This is a genomic window from Roseomonas indoligenes (genome assembly GCF_017813365.1).
In the GTDB taxonomy this organism is placed as follows: domain Bacteria; phylum Pseudomonadota; class Alphaproteobacteria; order Acetobacterales; family Acetobacteraceae; genus Roseomonas; species Roseomonas indoligenes.
This window is the reverse complement of record NZ_JAGIZA010000011.1, coordinates 39,632-59,789: the sequence shown is the minus strand read 5'-3', so window position 1 is coordinate 59,789 and position 20,158 is coordinate 39,632. Positions and strand designations below refer to the sequence as shown.

22 protein-coding genes are annotated in these 20,158 nt (G+C 71.0%); 21 read left to right on the top strand and 1 reads right to left on the bottom strand.

Annotation, left to right across the window (positions count from 1 at the left end; translation table 11 throughout):
- The first annotated feature begins 22 nt into the window (after positions 1-22).
- Genes J5Y10_RS17550 through J5Y10_RS17470 form a run of 17 tightly spaced genes read left to right on the top strand, consistent with a single transcriptional unit; the run spans position 23 to position 14,927 of the window.
- Positions 23-1,006 (top strand): ABC transporter substrate-binding protein, encoded by a 984-nt coding sequence (locus tag J5Y10_RS17550; protein ID WP_209375340.1) that lies wholly within the window; start codon positions 23-25, stop codon positions 1,004-1,006.
- On the top strand, positions 993-1,841 hold the full coding sequence (locus J5Y10_RS17545; protein ID WP_209375339.1) for an ABC transporter permease: 849 nt from the start codon (positions 993-995) through the stop codon (positions 1,839-1,841). Before J5Y10_RS17550 ends, J5Y10_RS17545 begins: the two co-directional genes overlap by 14 nt.
- Entirely contained in the window at positions 1,838-2,602 is a 765-nt protein-coding gene (locus J5Y10_RS17540) for an SDR family oxidoreductase (protein ID WP_342452951.1), read from the top strand. Before J5Y10_RS17545 ends, J5Y10_RS17540 begins: the two co-directional genes overlap by 4 nt.
- A complete protein-coding gene (locus J5Y10_RS17535) occupies positions 2,599-3,405 on the top strand; it encodes an alpha/beta fold hydrolase (protein ID WP_209375338.1) in 807 nt (268 codons plus the stop codon). The genes J5Y10_RS17540 and J5Y10_RS17535 overlap by 4 nt, the downstream gene beginning before the upstream one ends.
- On the top strand, positions 3,398-4,225 hold the full coding sequence (locus J5Y10_RS17530; protein WP_209375337.1) for an IclR family transcriptional regulator: 828 nt from the start codon (positions 3,398-3,400) through the stop codon (positions 4,223-4,225). The genes J5Y10_RS17535 and J5Y10_RS17530 overlap by 8 nt, the downstream gene beginning before the upstream one ends.
- A complete protein-coding gene (locus J5Y10_RS17525; protein WP_209375336.1) occupies positions 4,222-5,151 on the top strand; it encodes a VOC family protein in 930 nt (309 codons plus the stop codon). Before J5Y10_RS17530 ends, J5Y10_RS17525 begins: the two co-directional genes overlap by 4 nt.
- 4 nt (positions 5,152-5,155) lie before the next feature.
- A complete protein-coding gene (locus J5Y10_RS17520) occupies positions 5,156-5,935 on the top strand; it encodes an SDR family oxidoreductase (protein ID WP_209375335.1) in 780 nt (259 codons plus the stop codon).
- A 12-nt stretch (positions 5,936-5,947) separates the two neighbouring features.
- Complete coding sequence (locus J5Y10_RS17515) at positions 5,948-7,633, top strand: thiamine pyrophosphate-binding protein (RefSeq protein ID WP_209375334.1); 1,686 nt, start codon at positions 5,948-5,950, stop codon at positions 7,631-7,633.
- Positions 7,633-9,132, top strand: coding sequence for an aldehyde dehydrogenase (locus J5Y10_RS17510; RefSeq protein ID WP_245214828.1), 1,500 nt, complete (start codon positions 7,633-7,635; stop codon positions 9,130-9,132). Before J5Y10_RS17515 ends, J5Y10_RS17510 begins: the two co-directional genes overlap by 1 nt.
- Entirely contained in the window at positions 9,129-10,109 is a 981-nt protein-coding gene (locus J5Y10_RS17505; RefSeq protein ID WP_245214827.1) for a PDR/VanB family oxidoreductase, read from the top strand. Before J5Y10_RS17510 ends, J5Y10_RS17505 begins: the two co-directional genes overlap by 4 nt.
- A complete protein-coding gene (locus J5Y10_RS17500; protein ID WP_209375333.1) occupies positions 10,106-10,441 on the top strand; it encodes a hypothetical protein in 336 nt (111 codons plus the stop codon). Before J5Y10_RS17505 ends, J5Y10_RS17500 begins: the two co-directional genes overlap by 4 nt.
- A complete protein-coding gene (locus J5Y10_RS17495) occupies positions 10,438-10,668 on the top strand; it encodes a recombinase-like helix-turn-helix domain-containing protein (RefSeq protein WP_209375332.1) in 231 nt (76 codons plus the stop codon). Before J5Y10_RS17500 ends, J5Y10_RS17495 begins: the two co-directional genes overlap by 4 nt.
- Positions 10,669-10,672: 4 nt before the next feature.
- On the top strand, positions 10,673-11,764 hold the full coding sequence (locus J5Y10_RS17490) for an aromatic ring-hydroxylating oxygenase subunit alpha (protein WP_209375331.1): 1,092 nt from the start codon (positions 10,673-10,675) through the stop codon (positions 11,762-11,764).
- Complete coding sequence (locus tag J5Y10_RS17485) at positions 11,764-12,165, top strand: RidA family protein (protein WP_209375330.1); 402 nt, start codon at positions 11,764-11,766, stop codon at positions 12,163-12,165. The genes J5Y10_RS17490 and J5Y10_RS17485 overlap by 1 nt, the downstream gene beginning before the upstream one ends.
- On the top strand, positions 12,165-12,584 hold the full coding sequence (locus tag J5Y10_RS17480) for a hypothetical protein (protein WP_209375329.1): 420 nt from the start codon (positions 12,165-12,167) through the stop codon (positions 12,582-12,584). The genes J5Y10_RS17485 and J5Y10_RS17480 overlap by 1 nt, the downstream gene beginning before the upstream one ends.
- Positions 12,585-12,628: 44 nt before the next feature.
- Positions 12,629-13,939, top strand: coding sequence for an NtaA/DmoA family FMN-dependent monooxygenase (locus J5Y10_RS17475; RefSeq protein WP_209375328.1), 1,311 nt, complete (start codon positions 12,629-12,631; stop codon positions 13,937-13,939).
- A gap of 22 nt (positions 13,940-13,961) precedes the next feature.
- Positions 13,962-14,927 carry a 2-hydroxyacid dehydrogenase gene (locus J5Y10_RS17470; RefSeq protein ID WP_245214840.1) on the top strand — a complete coding sequence of 322 codons (966 nt, stop codon included), beginning with the start codon at positions 13,962-13,964 and terminating at the stop codon, positions 14,925-14,927.
- A gap of 18 nt (positions 14,928-14,945) precedes the next feature.
- Here J5Y10_RS17470 and J5Y10_RS17465 read toward each other — a convergent pair whose 3' ends face one another.
- Entirely contained in the window at positions 14,946-15,863 is a 918-nt protein-coding gene (locus J5Y10_RS17465; protein WP_209375326.1) for a fatty acid desaturase, read from the bottom strand.
- 139 nt (positions 15,864-16,002) lie between these two features.
- Between J5Y10_RS17465 and J5Y10_RS17460 the strand changes: the two genes are divergently transcribed.
- The 4 genes from J5Y10_RS17460 to J5Y10_RS17445 all read left to right on the top strand — a co-directional run bounded on the left by J5Y10_RS17460 (position 16,003) and on the right by J5Y10_RS17445 (position 20,118).
- Positions 16,003-16,842, top strand: a complete 840-nt coding sequence (locus tag J5Y10_RS17460; protein WP_342452950.1) for an ABC transporter ATP-binding protein — start codon at positions 16,003-16,005, stop codon at positions 16,840-16,842.
- Positions 16,839-17,675, top strand: a complete 837-nt coding sequence (locus J5Y10_RS17455; RefSeq protein WP_209375325.1) for an ABC transporter permease — start codon at positions 16,839-16,841, stop codon at positions 17,673-17,675. Before J5Y10_RS17460 ends, J5Y10_RS17455 begins: the two co-directional genes overlap by 4 nt.
- 2 nt (positions 17,676-17,677) lie before the next feature.
- Entirely contained in the window at positions 17,678-18,997 is a 1,320-nt protein-coding gene (locus J5Y10_RS17450; protein ID WP_209375324.1) for a cytosine deaminase, read from the top strand.
- Between the two features lie 335 nt (positions 18,998-19,332).
- Positions 19,333-20,118 carry a DUF3750 domain-containing protein gene (locus J5Y10_RS17445; RefSeq protein ID WP_209375323.1) on the top strand — a complete coding sequence of 262 codons (786 nt, stop codon included), beginning with the start codon at positions 19,333-19,335 and terminating at the stop codon, positions 20,116-20,118.
- The last annotated feature ends 40 nt before the right edge of the window (positions 20,119-20,158 follow it).

Genomic DNA, 20,158 nt, shown 5'->3' with positions numbered 1-20,158 from the left:
AGCAGACGATAGGATGAACGGCATGGCGACACTCACCCGGCGCGCGCTCGGCGGCGCGGCCCTCGCGGTCGGACTGGGCGCGGCGATCCGCCCCGCCCACGCGGCGGAGAAGGTCACCTACCTCTTCCCCGCCCCCTCCTTCCTGCCGGCCTTCGTGCCGCACCACCTCGCCCAGTCCCGCGGCTACTTCACGCAGGAAGGCGTGGAAGTGGCCTTCCAACTCGGGCGTGGCGGCGCCGACGTGGCGAAGCAGGTCGCGCTGGGCAATGCCGAGATCGGTGGCGGCAGCGGCGACACCTCCATGATCGTGCGCGCCAACGGCCTGCCCGTGCGCGCGGTCGCGCTCCTCGGTGGCGGCTCCCTCTACAAGATCGCCACCCGCAAAGACCGCAACATCCGCTCCTTTGCCGACCTGCGCGGCAAGAAGATCGGCGTCATCGCCTTCCAGGACACCGGTTACTACGCCCTTCTCGGCGCCCTGGCCGGCAGCGGGTTGTCCAAGAGCGACGTGCAGATCCAGGCCGTCGGCGCCGCCGGCATGGTGCAGCTGATGGTGGCCGGCAGCCTGGACGGCATCACCGCCACCCCCGACTGGGCCGACAACATCGAGAGCGCGGGCACGCAGCTGGATTACCACGAGCTGGCGCGCGCCTTCCCCGCCATGGGCCAGGCCGTCCTCACCTCCGACCGCTTCGCGGACAGCCGCCCGGCCGCCGTGCGCGGCGTGGTGCGCGGCATCATGCGCGGCGTGAAGGCCTGCATGGAGGACCCGGCGGCGGCCGCACGGGATTTCTGTAAGGCCGTGCCGCAGCAGGCCGGCAAGGAAGCCGAGATCGAGCGCATCCTCCGCCGCTACGTCACCGACGTCTACCCGCCGCAGCAGGGCATCGACCTCGGCAAGTTCGACCCGGCGCGGCTGGAGAAGATCCAGAAGTTCTACATGGAGAACGGCGTGATCCAGGACGCCGCCCCCATCAAGGACCTGTACAGCAATGACTTCGTCTAAGGCCGCGGCCCATCCGGGCCCCGTCCCGGTGGTCGCCCCGCCCGGCACGGAAACGGTGCGCCTCGCCTGGGCCTCGTCGCTGGCCCTGCCGGCGGCCACGCTGCTCGTCGCCGTGCTGGTGCTCGTCGCCTGGCAATACCTTCCCCCCGCGCTCGGCGTGCCGCGCTTCATCATCCCGACCATGACGGACATGGCGGCAGAGATGGGCCGGATGTGGCGGCAGGAGGATCTGCTGACGCACCTCCTCTCCACCGCCAGCATGGCCGCCATCGGCTTCGTCGCCGGCGGCATCCTCGGCGCCGGCTGCGGCTACGCCCTCGGCCTCTCCCCGCTGTGGGAGAAGGTGCTCTCCCCCTACATCCTGGCCCTGCAGATCGCGCCGAAGGTCGCCTTCGCGCCGCTCTTCATCATGTGGTTCGGCTACAATGCCTGGCCGAAGCTCATCGTCACCGTGCTCGTGGTGTTCTTCCCCATCCTGGTGAACGTACTGCAGAGCATGAAGACGACGGACCGGGATCTGGTGAACCTCGCCCGCGCCTATTCCATGACGCGCGCGCAGATCTTCTGGAAGGTCCTCTTCCCCGCCTCCATGCCGAACCTCCTCGCGGGCCTCCGCATCGGCGCCACGCTCGCGGTGATCGGCGTGACGGTGGGCGAACTCGTCGGCGGCAGCATCGGCCTCGGCTACCTCATCACCTATGGCGAGGGCCAGGCGAACACGGCCATGGTCTTCGACGCCATCGTGCTGCTGACCGTCATCGGCATCGCCCTCTACTGGATGGTCGCCGCGGCCGAGGCGCGCATCCTGCACTACCTGCCGAAGGTGGCGGGGTGAACGGCGCGCCGCAGATCCTGGCCGGGCGCACGGTGGTCGTCACCGGCGCGGCGCGCGGGGTAGGGCGCAGCATCGCCCAGGCCTGCGCCGCCGCCGGCGCCCGGCTGGTCCTGGCCGACATCCTGGCCGAGCTGCTGGCCGAGACGGCGAAGGACATGGCGGCGCAGGGCCACGCGGTCCGCGCCGTCCCGCTGGACCTTGCCGACCCGGCGGCCATCGAGGCCTTCGCGGACGACATCGCCGCGCATGAGGGGACCGTCCACGGTCTCGTCAACAACGCCGCCATCGCCACCGGCATCGGCGGCCCGGAATTCGATGCCATCGAGATCGACACCTGGGACCGGGTGATGCGCGTGAACGTGCGCGGCACCTGGCTCGTCACGCGCGCGGTCGCGCCGCTGATGAAGGGCACCGATGGCCGCATCGTGAACCTCGCCTCCGACACCGCCCTCTGGGGCGCCCCGCGCCTGCTCGCCTACACCGCCAGCAAGGGCGCCGTGATCTCCATGACGCGGTCGCTGTCCCGCGAGCTCGGCCCGCGCGGCATCGGCATCACCGCCATCGCCCCGGGCATCATGCGGAACGAGGCGACGGAATACGTCCCCGCCGAGCGCCACCGCCTCTACGAGACCGGCCGCGCCGTGCCCGGCCCGCAGATGCCGGAGGACATCACTGACACGGTGACCTTCCTCCTCACCCCCGGCGCCCTCGCCCTCACCGGCCAGGTGCTGCCCGTCGACGCGGGCTTCGTTTTCACATGAGCGCCGAAATCACCCGCACCGAGGCCGCCGGCCTCGCCCTGCTGCACCGCCCGGGCCCGGACACGGCCCTGCCGCTGGTCCTGCTGCACGGCATCGGCAGCAATGCCGAGAGCTGGCTACCCCTCATGGGTGCCCTGCCCGCGGACCGCGCCCTCTGGGCTTGGTACGCGCCGGGCTACGGCACCTCCGCCCCCGTCGCGCCCGCGGCGCCCAGGCCCGACGACTACGCGGCCGTGCTGGAGCGCCTGCTGGACACGCTCGGCCTGGACCGCATCCTCCTCGCCGGCCACTCCCTCGGCTGCCTCTTCTCCGCGCGCTTCGCCACCCGCAACCCGGCGCGGGTGGAGCGGCTGGCGCTGATGTCCCCCGCCCTCGGCTACGGCGTCACCGCCGGCCCGCTGCCGCCTGGCGTGCAGGCCCGCATCGACGACCTGAACGCCCTCGGCCCGCAGGACTTCGCCGCCCGCCGCGCCGCCCGGCTGGTCTACGACGCCCCCCGCCGCCCGGCCGTGCTGGAAGGCGTCCGCCGTGCCATGGCCGCCGTGAACCCCGCGGGCTACGCCCAGGCCGTCCACGCCCTCGGCGCCGGCGACCTGCTGGCCGATGCCGCGCGCCTGACCATGCCCGTCCTCGTCGCCACGGGGCTGGAGGACCTGGTGACGCCGCCGGACAACGCCCGCCGCCTCCACGCCGCCCTACCGAACCCCATCCGCCTCGCGGAATTCTCGGCCGCCGGCCACGCCATGCCGCAGGAATTCCCGGCGGAGATCGCCGCCCTTCTCGGGGAGACGATCCTTGTCTGAGGACAACGAGGACTCCGCCTACCTCTCCCCACCCGTGCAGCGCGCATCCCGCCTGCTGCGCCACATCGGAGAGGGCGACCGCGTCACCAACATGGCCGCCACCGCGCGCGCCCTCGGCATCAACCGCACCACCCTGCTGCGCCTGCTGACGACGCTGGAATCCGAGCGCTTCATCGAGCCTGCCCCCAACGGCGGCTGGCGCATCGGCCTCGGCCTGATCGGCATCGCCGCCCAGGCCTTCTTCTCCCAGGACCTGGTGCAGACCGCCGCGCCCGCCATCGGCCGCCTCGCCGATCAGGTCGATCTTTCCGCCCATCTCGGCGTGATGGACGGGACGGAGATCGTCTACGTCGTCCGCCGCACGCCGGAGAACGGGCGCTACGTCAGCAACATCCGCATCGGCAGCCGCCTGCCCGCCCATGCCGCGAACATGGGCCGCATCATCCTCGCCCACCTGCCGCCCGCGCGGGTGGAGGAGATTTTCGCCGGCACCCCCCTGCCCGCCAGCACCGAGCAGACCCCGGTAACGATGGAGCAGCTCCGCGCCCGCCTGGATGCGGACCGCGCCGAAGGCCTGGCCTGGAGCGACGGCTTCTTCGAGTCGGGCATCAGCTCCGTCGCCGCGGCCATCTTCGACTCTTCCGGCGCCCCCGTCGCCGCGCTGAACGTCAGCGGCCACACCGCGGCCTTCGAGGGCGCGGCACGGCGCGAGCGCATCGGCGGCCTCGTGCGCGAGACGGCGGACGAGATCTCCCGCCGCCTCGGCTGGGCTGGGCCGGCTACATCCCACAACACGACGAAACTGAAGGTGGTGGCATGACCGAGAAGGCCACGGTGGACTTCATGCGCGGCATCGCCATGCGCGCCCCCGGCGTGATGGCGACCCGCGACTTCTACGAGAAGAGCTGGGGCCTGCGCACGGTGGCCCAGGGCAATGACGGCACGGTCTACTTCCGCGGGACGGGCGCGGAGCACTGGATCTACGCCCTGCGCGAGGATACCAGCTTCGGCATCGACTACATCCATTTCGGCATGAACAGCCGCGCCCGCGTGGACGCGCTGCACGCCCAGCTCACGGCCGAAGGCATCTCCGTCAGCGGCGCCCCCGCCGAGCTCTCCACCCCCGGCGGCGGCTACGGCTTCACCGCGCTGGACCCGGAAGGCCGCCGCCTGCGCTTTTCCGCCGAGGTGTCCCGTCACGAGGACACGGATGACAGCCGCGCCATGCCGCGCAAGGTCTCCCATGTCGTGCTGAACACGCCGGGCATGGAGGACCTCAACGGCTGGTACCGGGAGCACCTGGGCTTCCGCGTCACCGACTACTCCGCGGACATGATGATCTTCCTCCGCGCCTCCACGGATGCCGAGTTCAGCGACCACCACTCCATCGCGCTGAACCGCGCCCAGTACCCTTCCGTGAACCACGTCGCCTTCGAGATGCCCTCGATCGACAGCTTCATGCGGGGCATCGGGCGCATGCGCGTGGCCGGCCAGTCCCCGGCCTGGGGCCCCGGCCGCCACGGCCCGGGCAACAATCCCTTCGCCTACTTCGTCTCCCCTTCCGGCTTCGTCATCGAGTTCACCTCCGAGGTGCACAAGGTGGAGGAGGCCACGCACCAGCCGGAAGTCTGGCCGCGCGACGTGCCGGAGAAGATGGACACTTGGATGACGGCCGGCCCGCCGACGCCGGCCATGCGGACCGTCATGGCCGGCCGCCCGGACGCCGGCTGGCAGACGGCGGGCTGATCCGGTGGACCTTGGCTACTCCAACCGCGTCGCCGTCGTCACCGGCGGCACCTCCGGCATCGGCCTCGCCACCGCGCGGCTGCTACTGGAGGAGGGCGCGCGCGTCGCCATCTGCGGCCGCGACGCCGGCCGGCTGGAGGCCGCCTGCGCGCAACTCAACGGCGACGTGCTGGCGGTGCAGTGCGACGTGCTGAACCGCGACCAGGTCCATTCCTTCGCCACCGCCGTTGCCGAATGGGGCGGCGGCGCGCTGGACCTGCTGGTGAACAATGCCGGCCAGGGCCGCGTCTCCAACTTCACCGACACGACGGAAGCCGCGTGGCGGGAGGAGCTGGAGCTGAAGTTCTTTTCCCAGATCCACACCCTGCACGCCTTCCGCCCGATGCTGGAGCGCGCGGAGGCGCCCGCCATCGTCGGCGTGAACTCCCTCCTCGCGCTGCAGCCCGAGGCGCACATGGTCTGCACCTCCGCCGCCCGCGCCGGCGTGCAGAGCCTGCTGAAGTCCCTGGCGACCGAGTTCGCGCCGAAGATCCGCGTGAACTCCATCCTGCTGGGCCTGGTGGATTCCGGCCAGTGGCAGCGCCGCTACGAGGCGCGCGAGGACCGCGCCCAGACGCGCGAGGCCTGGTTCGGGGCGCTTGCCGCGAAGAAGGGCATACCCCTGGCCCGCCTCGGACGCCCGGAGGAGCCCGCGCGCGCCATCCTTTTCCTCGGCTCGCCGGCGGCGAGCTACGTCACCGGCGCCAGCCTGGAAGTGTCCGGCGGCGTGTCGCGGCACATCTGACGAGAGCGATCCATGGACCACTCCCCCCTCGCCGCCGCCCGCATGACGACCGAAGAGGCGGTGGGCGACCTGATCGCCAAGGCCCTCGCCGATATCGGCGTCACCCACGCCTTCGGCGTCATCTCCATCCACAACATGCCCATCCTGGACGCCATCGCGCGCCAGGGCCGCATCCGCTTCGTCCCCGCGCGCGGTGAGGCTGGGGCGATGAACATGGCCGATGCCCATGCCCGCGTCTCGCGCGGGCTCGGTGTCGTCATCACCTCCACCGGCACGGGCGCCGGCAACACCGCGGGAAGCCAGGTGGAGGCACTGACCGCCGGCACGCCCCTGCTGCACATCACCACCACCATCGACCGCGCCTTCATGGACCGCGATCGCGCCGCCATCCACGACGTGCCCCGCCAGCCGGACATGCTGCGCGCCATCAGCAAGGCCTATTTCCGCGTGTGGGAACCGGCGAACGCCGTGGACACGCTGCTGGCCGCCGCCCGCGCCGCGCTCACCGCCCCGACCGGTCCCGTCAGCATCGAATTCCCCGTGGACCTGCAGCGCGTGAAGGTGCCGGGCCGCGCCCTGCCCGCGCGCCTGCACATCGCGCCCCAGCAGCCCGACCCCACCCAGCTCGACGCCTTGGCGGAGATGATCCTGCGTGCGGAACGCCCGATGCTCTGGCTCGGCGGCGGCGCCCGCGGCGCGTCCGAGGCCGCCACCGCCCTGGTAAACCGCGGCTTCGCGGCCGTCACCAGCACCCAGGGCCGCGCCACCGTGCCGGAGGACCATCCCCGGTCCCTCGGCGCCTTCAACATGACGCCCGCCGCCCAGGCGCTCTACGACCGCTCCGACCTGATGATCGTCCTCGGCTCCCGCCTCCGTGGGAACGAGACGCGCAACAACGCCATGCCCCTGCCCCGGCCCCTGGTGCAGGTGGATGCCGAGCCCTCCCAGGCCGGGCGCAACTACCCCGTGGACATGTTCATCGCCGGCGACGCCCGGCTGGTGCTGGAAGGCCTGCTCGCCCGCCTGCCGGAGACCCTGGCCACAGACGCCACCTTCCTGCACGACGTCGCCATCGCCCGCGCCCAGTCGGAAGGCGCGCTCCGCTCCGCCCTCGGCCCCTACCAGGTGGTGGCGGACGCACTGCTGGCCCGCGTGCCCGCCGGGCGCCACCCCTTCGTGCGGGACGTCACCCTTTCCAATTCCACCTTCGGCAACCGCTACGTTCACCTCGCCGCGCCGCATCTCGGCGTGCACGCGCTGGGCGGCGGCATCGGCCAGGGCATCGCCATGGCCATCGGCGCCTCCATGGCCGGCGAGGCGAAGACCGTCGCCCTAATCGGCGACGGTGGCGCCATGCTGATGATCGGCGAGCTCGCTACCGCCGCCGATATGGGCGCCGACATCGTCTTCATCCTGATGAACGACGGCGGCTACGGCGTGATCCGCAACATCCAGGACGCCCAGTACGGCGGCCGCCGCCACTACGCCGACCTGCTGACCCCGGATTTCGGCCTGCTGTGCCAGTCCATCCGCCTGCCGCACGAGAAGGTCTCGGAGATCGAGGGCTTCGAGGCGGCGCTGGACCGCGCCCTGGCGAAGGACGGCCCCTGCGTGCTGGAGGTCGACATGACCTCCATCGGCCCCTTCGCCGAGAGCTTTGCCGGCCCGCCCGCCGGCGCCGCCGGGAGCGTGCGCTGATGGCGGTGATGCAGGAGATCGGCCTGCCTGACGGCAGCATCTACGTGGCCGGCGAGTGGCGCGAGGGGCGCGGGGCGGAGATCACCTCGATCTACCCCGCTGACCGCAGCGTGAACCTCACCCTCCGCGGCGCCTCCCGCGACGACGTGGAGGAGGCCATCGCCCGCGCACAGACGGCCGCCGAGGACCCATCCTGGCGCAACCTCCTGCCGCACCAGCGCGCCACCTACCTCCACCGCATCGCGGACGGCCTGACCAGGCACGGCGAGCGCATCGCCCAGGTTCAGAGCCGCGACACCGGCAAGACCCTGGCCGAGACCCGCGCCCTGGCCGCCAGCGCCGCCGGCACCTTCCGCTACTTCGCCGCCGTGCTGGAGACGGAGGAGGAGGCCCTCACCCCCTCCCGCGGCAACTACATCACCATGTCCGTGCAAGAGCCCATCGGCGTGGTGGCGGGCATCACGCCCTGGAACTCCCCCATCGCGTCCGATGCCCAGAAGCTCGCCCCCGCCCTGGCCGCGGGGAATGCCGTGCTGATGAAGCCGGCCTCTTGGAGCCCGCTCGTCTCCCTGGTGATGGCCCGCATCTGCGAGGAAGCGGGCCTCCCCCCCGGCCTCCTCTCCGTCCTGCCCGGGCGCGGCGAGGAGGTGGGTGACACCCTCGTCACCCACCCCGCCATCGGCAAGGTCAGCTTCACCGGCGGCACGGAAGTCGGCCGCGGCATCGCCCGCAAGGCCGCCGAGAAGCTGATGCCCGTTTCGCTGGAGCTCGGCGGCAAGTCACCCACCATCGTCTTCGCCGACGCCGACCTGGACCTCACCATCGCCGGCATCCTCTTCGGCATCTTCTCCTCCACCGGCCAGTCCTGCATCGCCGGCTCCCGCCTCTTGGTGCAGCGCCCGATCTACGAGAGCTTCGTGGAGCGCCTGGTCGCCGCCACGAAGGCCCTGCGCGTCGGCCACCCCGCCGATCCCGCCACCCAGGTCGCCCCCATGATCCGCGACCCGCACCGCGACAGCGTGGAGCGCGCCGTGGCCCAGGCCGTCGCCGAAGGCGGCACGATCCTCTGCGGCGGCCACCGCCCGGAGGGCGCGGCCTACGAGGCCGGCATCTACTACCTGCCCACCATCATCGCCGGCCTGCCCAACACCGCGCAGACCTGCCAGGAGGAGATCTTCGGCCCCGTCCTCCACGTCCAGCCCTTCGAGGACGAGGCGGAGGCCATCGCCCTCTCCAACGACAGCAGCTACGGCCTGGCCTGCGGCATCTGGACGCGCGACTTCAACCGCGCCTGGCGCATCGGCCGCGGCGTCGGCACGGGCACGGTCTGGGTGAACACCTACAAGCAGTTCTCCATTTCCACCCCCTTCGGCGGCATCAAGGACAGCGGGCTGGGGCGGGAGAAGGGGCGGCAGGGCCTACGCGCCTGGCAGCGCCAGAAATCCTTCTACCTCGACACCTCCGGTCAGCCCCACCCATGGGCCGGGATTGCCGCATGAACGCCATTTCCAGCACGGCGCAGCAGTCCGGCGCGGCCCAGACCTTCCCCGCCCTGCTGCGCCGCATGACCTATGTGGCGCTCGGCATCCTAGCCCTGGATTTCGAGGCGGAGGATGGCAGCGAACTCCCACCCTTCGAGCCCGGCTCGCACGTGGACGTGCACCTGCCGGACGGCACCATCCGGCAATACTCCCTCTGCGGCGATCCGGCGGACCGCACCACCTACCGGATCGCCGTGCGCGACGTGAAGGGCGGCCGCGCCTCCCGCTTCGTGCATCGTGGGGACCTGCGCCCGGGCGTGGTCGTCACCCTCGGCCTGCCGCGCAACAACTTCGCCTTCGATCCCGCGCCGAACTACCTCTTCGTCGCCGGCGGCATCGGCATCACTCCGCTCCTGCCGATGATGCGCGCCGCCACGCAGGCCGGCACGCCCTGGACCCTCCTCCTCTGCGCCCCCCGCAGCGCCGACGCTCCCTTCATCCGCGAGGCGCGCGCCCTCGGCGGGGAAGTCTCCGTCCATGCCAGCGAGGAAGGCACCCGCCTGGACGTGGCGGCGCGCTTGCGCGAGGCCCCGGCCGACACCCTGCTCTACTGCTGCGGGCCGGAGCGGCTGATGCTGGAGGTGGAGGAGGCCACCGCTCATTGGCCGGAGGGCAGCGTCCGCTTCGAGTGGTTCACCGCCCGGGCGCATCCGGAAGGCGAGGTCTCCGACACCTTCGAGGTGGAGTGCGCCCAAACAGGCGTCACCCTCACCGTCCCGCAGGACCGCAGCGTGCTGCAGGTGCTGCAGGACGCCGGCATCGAGGTCCCCTGCTCCTGCGAGCAGGGCATCTGCGGCACCTGCGAGGTGCCGGTGCTGGAGGGCGAGGTGGACCACCGCGACAGCATCCTCTCCTCCGCCGAGCGCGCGGCGAATTCGACGATGATGTGCTGCGTCTCCCGCGCCAAATCCCCCCGTCTGGTGCTGGACCTATGACCGACGAACCGAAGATCATGCTGACCATCTTTCTCAAGCATGATCAGTCCCAGAACATCGACAGCATCCAGGGCACGCTGGCCGAGCGCGCCTGGTGGGAACGCTTCCCGCCGGAGGGCTGCGAGATCGTCTCCTGGACCGTCGCCATGGGCCTCGGCCAGATTGTCACCCTGCGCCTGCCGCCCCACCTGCTGAACAAGGTGAACATTGAGATCGAGCGCTCCGCCTGGGGCGTCTTCTCCACCGAGTTCTTCCCGACCTACGACTTCGTGCCCGTGCGTGAGCGCCTGACCCGCGAGTGGAAGGCCAAGCGAGAGGAGAAGGCATCGTGATCAACACCTACGAGTTCCCCTATCTCGAGGCGCGCCAGACCCTGGCAAAGCCCGTCACGGACTGGGAATCCGACCTGGCCGACGCCATCGAGAATGCCTTCTCCAAAGGCAACTGGGAGCTGGAGGAACTGGTGGCGGCCCTCAACCGCTCCCGCGTCCGCCCACCCACTGGCGGCGCCTGGACGGCGGAGAACTTCCAGTCGACCATCCACGAGTTGGGGGCCTGATCCCATGAGCGCGACCACCCTCAACCGCCCCGCCGCTGCCCGCGCCGCCACGCCCGGCAACAACGCCCCCGTCACCGAGGCGGAGATCCGCGAGGCGCTGATGCTCGGCGTCCGCAACCGCTGGTGGCCGGTCCTCCCCTCCCGCATGATCCAGTCGGGCGGCAAGCCCGTCGGCCTCACGCGGCTGGGCGAGAAGCTCGTCCTCTGGCGCGACCATGCCGGCGCCATCCACGTCCAGGCCGATCGTTGCCCGCACCGCGCCGTCCCCCTCTCCCGCGGGCTGAACGAGGGCGATCGCATCCGCTGCAACTACCACGGCGTGGAGATCGGGCCGGACGGCACCGTCCTCTCCGTCCCCGGCCAGCCCGGCTGCCCGCTGGAGGGCAAGAAGGCCGTGAAGACCTACCACGCGCAGGAGATCGCCGGCGCCGTCTTCGTCTGGTTCGGCGACGCCCTGCACGAGGAGCCGGAAGCCTTCACCCCGCCGCCGCAGCTGGCGGGCGGCGAGTACGAGGCCATCCTCTGCTACGCCGACTGGGAGATGTTCTGGCGCTACCTCTACGACAACAACATGGACCCGATGCACGGGACCTTCCTGCACGCCAACTCCCACACGATGTACCAGGGCGACACCGAGGCCCACTTCGTCACCCGCGACACGAAGCACGGCTTCTTCTTCGAGAAGGAAGGCCAGCGCGATGTCAACTTCGACTGGTCGGAGCTGGTGGACGACAACGCGCTCTATGTCCGGCTGGAGATCCCCTATCCGCCCTCCGGCGGCCCGGGCGGCAATTTCGGCATCATCTCCTTCGGCTGCCCGATCGACGAGAACTGGACGGCCTGCTTCTTCTGGCGCGTCCGCAAGGTGCAGGGCTGGAAGCGCGACGTGTGGAAGTTCCTCTACCGCACGCGCATGGAGCCCCGGCACTGGCACGTGCTGGAGCAGGACCGGGAGATGCTGGCCGGCCAGCGCCCGGGGCTGGAGAAGTTCGAGATGCTCTACCAGCACGATGCCGGCCTGATCCGCCTGCGCCGCCACCTCGCCCAGGTCACGCGCAAGCAGCTCACGGATCTCCGCGCGGCCGGCAAGTTCTGATGCCCGTTCGTAAGATCACCACCCCCGCGGTGCCGGAACCGCCGGGGGGCATCTTCTCCAACTGCCTCGTCGTCGGGGACACCGTGCACATCTCCGGCCAGCACGCCGGCAATCCCGCCGGCGGGTTGCTGGGCGACGGCAGCGCGGAGGACCAGGCCCGCCAGACCTTCCGCAAGATCGTCGCGCTGGTGGAGGCCGCCGGCGGCACCGCCGCCGACATCGTGAAGCTGACCATCTACGCCCTGAACATGGAGGACCGCGCCGCCATCGGCCGCGCGCGGAAGGAATTCTTTTCCGACCCCATGCCCTGCTCCACCTTCATCGGCATCAACGCCCTCGTCGCGCCCGACCTGCTGCTGGAAATCGACGCGGTCGCGATCCTCGGCGCCGGAAAGCCCTGATGGACGGCATGCTCAGCCCCGGCATCGGGAAGGAGGCCGGCCTGAACCCGGACATCCGCCGCATCATCGCCGTGGAGGCGCATCGCCGCCGCGCCGGCCGCTGCCCCGTGCTGGTGCACTCGCTGGACACGGGCGAGAGCTTCGTGATCGAGCCCCTGCCCGACGGCTTCCGCGACGCAACCACCGGCCTGACCGTGCGGGAGAGCACGACGGGCATCGCGCTGGACGGCGCCGCCGCCGTCGATCTCCGCCTCAACGGCGATATCGCCTTCGAGGGCCAGGACCACGCCTCCGGCGAGCGCTTCACCGGCCATGCCGGCGGCGGCGCCTCCGTCACCTTCCATGACAGCCGGCGCGTCCACTTCTTCCAGTACGCCATCTCCTACCGGCCGGACGGCGCCATCGCCCAGCCCGGCTGATCCCGCTACGCTCCGGAGGATCGATTCCCGCCCGGAGACACGCCATGGCCGCGCGCGGCAAGATGCACCTCGTCGCCTATCTCAAGGCCGGGCCGAACGCGAGCTATCCCAGCACCTGGCGCCACCCCGCCGCCAGCCTGCACGATCTCTTCACCGCCGAGCGCTGGGAGCACATCGCCCGCGTGCTGGAGGAGGCGCGGTTCGACGCCTGCTTCTTCGCCGATGGCCTTGGCATCCCCGATCTCTACAAGGGCAGCTACGCGGAATACGCCCGGCGCGGCGGCCAGCTCTCCCTCATGGATCCGATGACGCTGCTGCCGATGATGGCGCGCGTCACCCGCCATCTCGGCCTTGGCGCCACCCTCTCCACCAGCTTCACCCCCGCCTACATCATCGCCCGCCAGCTCGCCTCGCTGGACATGATCAGCAACGGCCGCGCGGCCTGGAACGTCGTCACCACCGGCCGCGACTTCGAGGCGCGGAACTGCGGGATGGAGGGTCTGCCACCGAAGGACGCCCGCTACGACATGGCGGACGAGGTGCTGGAGGCCTGCGACGCGCTCTGGACGGGATGGGAGCCCGACGCCCTCGTGCTGGACCGCGAGTCCGGCACCTTTGCCGATCCCGACAAGATCCACGCCGCGAACTACCGGGGCCGCTACGTCCGCACAGATGGCCCGCTCACCATCCCCCGCACCCCGCAGGTCCGCCCCGTGCTGATGCAGGCCGGTTCCTCCCCGCGCGGGCGGGACTTCGCCGCGCGCTGGTCGGAGATGATCTTCTGCACCCCCGCCACGAAACCCGATGCCCTGGCCTTCCGCACGGATATCCGCGTTCGCGCGGAACGCTTCGGCCGCAACCCCGACGAGTGCGCCATCCTCCCCTCCCTCACCGTGGTGGTCGGGGAAACCGACAGCATCGCGCAGGAGAAGGCTGCCTATCTCGAATCCCTCGTCGATCCGGAACTCGTCCTGGCCTCCACCTCCTGGTCCGTGGTCGCCGATCTCAGCAAGGTGGAAACGGCCGAGGCACTGGACACCCCCGGCACGAACCAGGGCGTGCAGGGCCACCGCGACCGGATGATGCAGGTCGCCCGCCAGAAGAACATCACCTTCGCCGAGGCCGTTCGCCGCCCCCGCGACCTGGTCGCCGGCTCTCCGGCCACCATTGCCGACATGCTGGAGGACTGGTTCACCGCCGGTGCCTGCGACGGCTTCATCCTGCCGCCCACCGTCTTCCCCTCCACCTTCGAGGAGTTCGGCCGCATGGTGGTCCCTGAATTGCAGCGCCGCGGGTTGTTCCGCCGGCACTATGCCGGCACCACCCTGCGCGAGAACCTGCGGGATGCCGGTTGAGGCCACGGAGTCGATCTTGAGCATGCCGGACAAGCAGGCCCCCGCCGCCAACCAGGCCCGGGGCATCCTTTTCTGCCCCACCGCCAGCAATGCGGACCTCCTCCAGGAGGCACTGGAAGCCGCCCGGGGCGACCGCCCCCTCTGGATCTGGCCGGACGTGCCCTCCCCGGAAAAGGTGGCCTGCCTCGTCGCCTTCCGCCCGCCGCCGGGCGTGTTCGAGGGCCTCGCCGCGCTCCGCCTCGTCCACGGCGTCGGCGCCGGCGTGAACGCGCTGCGGGACGCGCCTGGCCGCCCTGCCGGCGTGCCCCTCTGCCGCGTGGTGGCGGAAGAACTGGACCAGGGCATGGCCCAGCACATCATCCATGCCATCCTGCGCGAGACGCGCGACCACCGCCTCTATGACGAGCAGCAGCGCGCCCGGATCTGGAAGCGCCTGACGCAGCGCCACGCCTGCGACATCACGGTGGGCATCATGGGCCTCGGCGCGCTCGGCCTCGCCACCGCGCGGCCGCTGCGCCAGCTCGGATACAACCTCGTGGGCTGGAGCCGTTCCCGCAAATCGGCGGAGGGCATCGAATCCTTCGCCGGCCCGGCGGAGATGGGCACTTTCCTGTCCCGCAGCGACTTCCTCGTGGTCCTCCTCCCCATCACCGCGGAGACCCACGGCATCCTAGACGCAACGGCCCTGTCGAAGCTGCCGCGCGGCGCGGTGGTGGTGGCCGTCGGCCGCGGCGGCCAGGTGGACGAGGCGGCGTTGCTGGCCGCCCTCGACTCCGGCCACCTCTCCCACGCCCATCTGGATGTCTTCGAGACGGAGCCCCTACCGGCCGACAGCGCCCTCTGGGCCCATCCCGGAGTCACCCTGACCCCGCACATCGCCGCCTCGCCCCATCCCCTCGCGGTAGCGCGGCTGGTGATGGAGAACCTGTCCCGGATTGAGCGTGGCGAGCCCCCGCTCCACGCCGTGGATGAGGCCCGCGGCTACTGAGGGAAAGGGGCGGGCCGCTCAGCCCGCCCTCCGCAGCTCCCGGATATGGTCCCGGTGCCAGGCCACGTAGCCCGGCCCGATATGCGCCAGCCGGTCCCGCAGCAGCGCGTGGGCGTCGCGCAGCCGGTGGAACGGGATGAAGGGGTAGAGGTGATGCTCCGCGTGGTAGGGCATCTCCCACATCAGCAGCCGCACCGGCGCGACCGTCATCATGGTGCGCGTGTTCGTCAGGCCGTTGGAATCCTCCGTGCAGCCCGTGTGCTCGGAGAGCAGGTACAACCGCAGCACGGGCTGGCCGAGCAGCTGCGGCCCCACCCAGAACAGCAGCACCGCCGCCCAGCCGAAGACAAGGCCCACCGCGACGGCCAGCGCCACCGTGAAGGCCGAACCGGCGCGGATGCTGCGGATCACCCGCGGCGCGGCGGCCGGGTGGATGAAGGGATAGGCCGAGAGGTCGCCCTTCCAGGCCCGCGCCCAGACCGTCAGCTGCGCCTTCCAATAGGGCAGGCCGATCACCCGCCCCACATAGGCCGGCAGGTTCCCCGGCGGCGGCGGGGACAGCTCCGGGTCATGCTCCGGGTCCTGGGTGTGCTTGTGATGCGCCAGATGGAAGGCCTGGTAGAAGTGCCAGTTCCGCAGCGCCGGCAGCGCCACCAGCCACCCCACCACGGCATTCACCCGGCGGGACTTGAAGGCCGTGTAGTGGCAGGTCTCGTGGATCGGCGCGAAAAGCGCCGCCTGCACCACCCCCGCCACCATCATCGCCGGCACCGCCAGCACCCCGCCGAGCACGGTGGTCGACACCGCCACCAGCCACCCCGTCGCCAGGATCAGGGCGACATGCACCCCCAGCCTCGCCCAGCCCCGCGCGTCGGAGCGAGTGTTGAGGTGCATCATCTCACGCGGCTTCGGGGCCGCCATCACCGTCGTGCTCATGCTGCCGATCCTCTTTCACAGCCGCCCCGGGCGTGAAGCAAATCCCGCGCCGCAGCCCCTCCCCCTTCCGGGCCGCCCGCCCCACCCCACCTTGACCCCGTGCCGGGCGTCGCAGAAACGGGGGGCTGGATCGGCCGGCGTGCAGGAGGACGGCACCATCGCGGCCAGCGACCACACCGCCCCGGCACGGAACCACGGCACGGCGCCGGGCACCCTCCCCGTCGTCTCCCTCCGCGGCGTGACCAAGCGCTACGGGAACGGCACGCTGGCGGTGCGGGGGCTGGACCTGGACATCGCGGCGGGGGGCTTCGTCTCCCTCCTCGGCCCCTCCGGCTGCGGGAAGAGCACGGTGCTGCGCATGGTGGCAGGCCTCTCGCCCGTCACCGCCGGCACGATCGACTGGCCGCGCGCCACGCATGACGCCAGGGGCACCCCGAGGCCGAAGCTCGGCTTCGTCTTCCAGGAGCCCACGCTCATGCCCTGGCAGACCGCCATCGACAACGTCGCCCTGCCCCTGAGGCTGGAAGGCGTGGCGAAGGCGGAGCGCCACCGCCGCGCGCGGAAGATGCTCGCCCTCGTCGGCCTCTCCGACTTCGCGGAAAGCTACCCGCGCGAGCTCTCCGGCGGCATGAAGATGCGCGTCTCCATCGCCCGCGCCCTAGTGACGGAACCGGAGATGCTGCTGCTGGACGAGCCTTTCGCAGCCCTGGACGAGATCACCCGCTTCCGCCTGAACAACGACCTGCTCCGCCTCTGGGAAGCCAGGCGTTTCACCGCCGTCTTCGTCACCCATTCCGTCTTCGAATCCGTCTACCTCTCCGAACGGGTGATCGTCATGGCCGCGGGCCCCGGCCGCCTCCATTCCGACCTCTCCATCGAGGCGCCAGTGCAGCGGGACGAGGCCTTCCGCACCTCGCCCGACTATGCCGCGCTCTGCCGCACCGTCTCAGGGGCGCTGGAAAGGGCCATGGCCGCATGACCCCGCCCGACGAGGCGCTTCCGCAGGAGCGCCGCTTCCTCGGCCTGTCCGCCGGGACCTGGCCGCGCATCCTCGCGCCGCTCGTCATGGGCCTTCTCCTCCTCGGCGGCTGGGAATGGGCCGTGCGCCACTTCGCCGTGCCCGCCTACATCGTCCCCGGCCCCGTCCAGATCGCGCAGACCCTGGTGAAGGATTGGCCCACCCTCTCCGGCTCGCTCGCGGTCACGCTCCGCATCACCCTTCTCGCCCTGCTGGTGGCGGTCTCGGCCGGCGTCGCCCTCTCCGTCCTGTTCAGCCAGTCCAAATGGGTGGAAATGACCTTCCTGCCCTATGCGGTGATGCTGCAGGTCACGCCGGTCGTCGCCATCGCCCCGCTCATCATCATCTGGGTGGACAACGTCCAGGCGTCCCTCCTCATCTGCGCCTGGATCGTCGCCTTCTTCCCCATCGTCTCCAACACCACCATCGGGCTGAACAGCACGGACCGGAACCTGGTGGACCTGTTCCGTCTCTACGGCGCCACGCGCTGGCAGACGCTGGTCCAACTCCGCCTGCCCGCCGCCATGCCCTTCTTCCTGGCCGGGCTCCGCATCTCCGGCGGCCTCTCCCTCATCGGCGCCATCGTCGCGGAATTCGTGGCCGGCACCGGCGGCGCCTCCTCGGGCCTCGCCTACCGCATCCTCGAATCCGGCTACCAGCTCCAGATCCCCCGCATGTTCGCGGCCCTGGCCCTGATCTCCTTCTCCGGCGTCGTCATCTTCCTCGCCCTCTCCCTCGTCTCGCACCTGATGCTCCGCCGTTGGCATGAGAGCGCACTGAAGAAGGACCGTTGACCGTGCCAGGCTTCCCCCCGCTCCCCACCGACGGGGGCGGGATGCTGCTCCACCGCGCCTCCATCCCCGCCGTGCTGACGGAAGGCAACCTCGGCCCCGCCGATGCGGACGGCCTCGTCCTCGCCGACATCCACATCGCCGATGGCCGCATCGCCGCCCTCACCCCCGCCGCCGCCAGGCCCCCCGAAGGCGCGCTGGACCTCGATCGCGGCCAGGTCTGGCCTGGCCTCGTCGATCCCCACGCCCATCTCGACAAGGGCCACATCCTCCCCCGCGCAGGGAACCCGGACGGCAGCCACCCCGGCGCCGTGAAGGCCGTGGCCGAGGACCGCGCCGCGAACTGGAGCGCGGAGGACGTCCGCCGCCGCTTCACCTTCGCCCTGCGCTGCGCCGAGGCGAACGGCGTCGTCGCTATCCGCACCCATCTCGACAGCCAGGGCCCCCAGGCCGCCATCTCCTGGCCCGTCTTCGCGGAGCTGCGCGAGGAATGGCGCGCGCGCGTTGCCCTCCAGGCCGTCGGCATGGTCCCGACCGCGACCTACGCGGAGGAAGAAGGCGAGGCCCTGGCCGCCCGCATCGCCACCACCGGCGGCCTCCTCGGCGGCAATACCAGCCTCCCCGCCGGCGCGACGATGGAGAGGATGGATTCCTGGCTCGACGCCCTCTTCCGCCTTGCGATGCGGCACGGCCTGGACATCGACCTGCACGTGGACGAGAGCGGCGATCCCAGGGCCGCCACGCTCGGTCCCATCGCCCGCGCCGCCATCCGCCACCGCTTCCCGGGACGCGTCACCTGCGGCCACTGCTGCAGCCTCGCCGTGCAGGAACCGGACGCCGCCGACCGCGTGATGGACCTGGTGGCGGAGGCCGGGATCACGATCATCTCCCTGCCCCCGGTGAACCTCTATCTGCAGGACCGCGTGCCCCACCGCACCCCGCGCTGGCGCGGCGTGACCCTGCTGCACGAGCTCCGCGCCCGCGGCATCACCGTGCTCATCGGCGGCGACAACTGCCGGGACCCCTTCTACGGCTACGGCGACCACGATCCGATGGAGACCTTCACGGACGCCGTCCGCATCGGCCACCTGGACAAGCCCATCGCGGACTGGCCCACCACCATCGCCGCCCGCCCCGCCGACTGGATGGGCCTGCCCGAGCACGGCCGCATCCGCCCCGGCGCCGCCGCCGACCTCCTCCTCTTCCGCGGCCGCACCATGGACGAGCTGCTCTCCCGCCGCCGCGGCCCTCGCCTCGTCCTCCGCAACGGCCGCCCGATCTCCACCGAATTGCCGGACTACCGGGAACTGGACGACATCTTCTGACCTGTCCGGGACCAGTGGGCGCCGCCCCCTGGAACCCCCGCCAGGAGGCTGGTTGGAGCTATAGGTCCAACCCTGGACCTGCATCGGGCTGCCGCAGGACTGACCTGATCTGTCAGCCCTCTAGGATTGGGCTCGATCCTGCCCTTGCCGTCGCCTCGGCACGACGAGCCGAGGCGCACAGTCAACGCAGCAGAACCGACTGCCAGAAGAAGATGAAGGTGAGGGGTCCGGGGAGAGGTAGAATTCCTCCTTCCTCTCTCCGGGACAGACCGACCGCGAAGGTTACCCGCCAAACCTTGCACCCTGCCGCACCGCAACAAAGATGAGGACGGCCCATGACCGTCCTCAAAGCCGCGCTTCTCCTCTTCGTCCTGTTCTACATCGTCCCGCTCGGAATCTCCGCCGCCCTCTACAAGGCCAGGTCGGCGGGCACGGATTGGCGGGCAGCGGATCGCTCCAGCGCCGGCCTCCTGCCGCCGGCCTCCCGCAATCCCGGTGCCGTGGTGCGCGTCTATGCCGCCCCCACCGTGCGCTGGCGCGGCATCTTCGCGGTGCATTGCTGGATCGTCTTCAAGCCGGAAGGCGCGGCGTCCTACACCCGCTATGACTACACGGCCTGGGGCGATCCCATCCGCATGAACGGCTTCGCCCCGGATGGCCGCTGGTTCGGCCAGGTGCCGGAAACCGTCTTCGCGGCCGATGGCCCCTCCGCCGCCGCCATGATCCCGCCAATCCAGAAGGCCGTCGCGGAATATGCCTGGAGCAACCAGGGCGACTACCGCGCCTGGCCCGGCCCCAACTCCAACACCTTCGTCGCGGCAATCATGGAGGCCGTTCCCGCCATCGGCCTCACCCTGCCGCCCAATGCCCTCGGCAAGGACTACCCGCATGACGGCCGCTGGTTGCGTCCCACCCCGTCCCGCACGGGCTTTCGCCTCTCGCTCGGCGGCTATGCCGGCCTGACCCTCGCCTGGGTGGAAGGGATCGAGGTGAACATCCTCGGTGCCGTTGCCGGGCTGGACCTGCGCCGCCCCGCGATCAAGCTTCCCGGCCTCGGCCGCATCGGGATGCGCGGGCCGGAGGGGACGGGGAACCCGCCCCTGCCGGCGGAAGCCGGCTAACCCTGGTCATTCGCGGAAGCCGGCTAGCCCCAGTCATCCG

Coding starts and splice junctions, on each gene's coding strand:
- J5Y10_RS17475 (WP_209375328.1), top strand. CDS start 12,629: ATGGCCGCGCGCGGCAAGATGCACCTCGTCGCCTATCTCAAGGCCGGG.
- J5Y10_RS17545 (WP_209375339.1), top strand. CDS start 993: ATGACTTCGTCTAAGGCCGCGGCCCATCCGGGCCCCGTCCCGGTGGTC.
- J5Y10_RS17490 (WP_209375331.1), top strand. CDS start 10,673: ATGAGCGCGACCACCCTCAACCGCCCCGCCGCTGCCCGCGCCGCCACG.
- J5Y10_RS17500 (WP_209375333.1), top strand. CDS start 10,106: ATGACCGACGAACCGAAGATCATGCTGACCATCTTTCTCAAGCATGAT.
- J5Y10_RS17455 (WP_209375325.1), top strand. CDS start 16,839: ATGACCCCGCCCGACGAGGCGCTTCCGCAGGAGCGCCGCTTCCTCGGC.
- J5Y10_RS17480 (WP_209375329.1), top strand. CDS start 12,165: ATGGACGGCATGCTCAGCCCCGGCATCGGGAAGGAGGCCGGCCTGAAC.
- J5Y10_RS17470 (WP_245214840.1), top strand. CDS start 13,962: ATGCCGGACAAGCAGGCCCCCGCCGCCAACCAGGCCCGGGGCATCCTT.
- J5Y10_RS17465 (WP_209375326.1), bottom strand. CDS start 15,863: ATGAGCACGACGGTGATGGCGGCCCCGAAGCCGCGTGAGATGATGCAC.
- J5Y10_RS17485 (WP_209375330.1), top strand. CDS start 11,764: ATGCCCGTTCGTAAGATCACCACCCCCGCGGTGCCGGAACCGCCGGGG.
- J5Y10_RS17535 (WP_209375338.1), top strand. CDS start 2,599: ATGAGCGCCGAAATCACCCGCACCGAGGCCGCCGGCCTCGCCCTGCTG.
- J5Y10_RS17505 (WP_245214827.1), top strand. CDS start 9,129: ATGAACGCCATTTCCAGCACGGCGCAGCAGTCCGGCGCGGCCCAGACC.
- J5Y10_RS17550 (WP_209375340.1), top strand. CDS start 23: ATGGCGACACTCACCCGGCGCGCGCTCGGCGGCGCGGCCCTCGCGGTC.
- J5Y10_RS17445 (WP_209375323.1), top strand. CDS start 19,333: ATGACCGTCCTCAAAGCCGCGCTTCTCCTCTTCGTCCTGTTCTACATC.
- J5Y10_RS17510 (WP_245214828.1), top strand. CDS start 7,633: ATGGCGGTGATGCAGGAGATCGGCCTGCCTGACGGCAGCATCTACGTG.
- J5Y10_RS17515 (WP_209375334.1), top strand. CDS start 5,948: ATGGACCACTCCCCCCTCGCCGCCGCCCGCATGACGACCGAAGAGGCG.
- J5Y10_RS17525 (WP_209375336.1), top strand. CDS start 4,222: ATGACCGAGAAGGCCACGGTGGACTTCATGCGCGGCATCGCCATGCGC.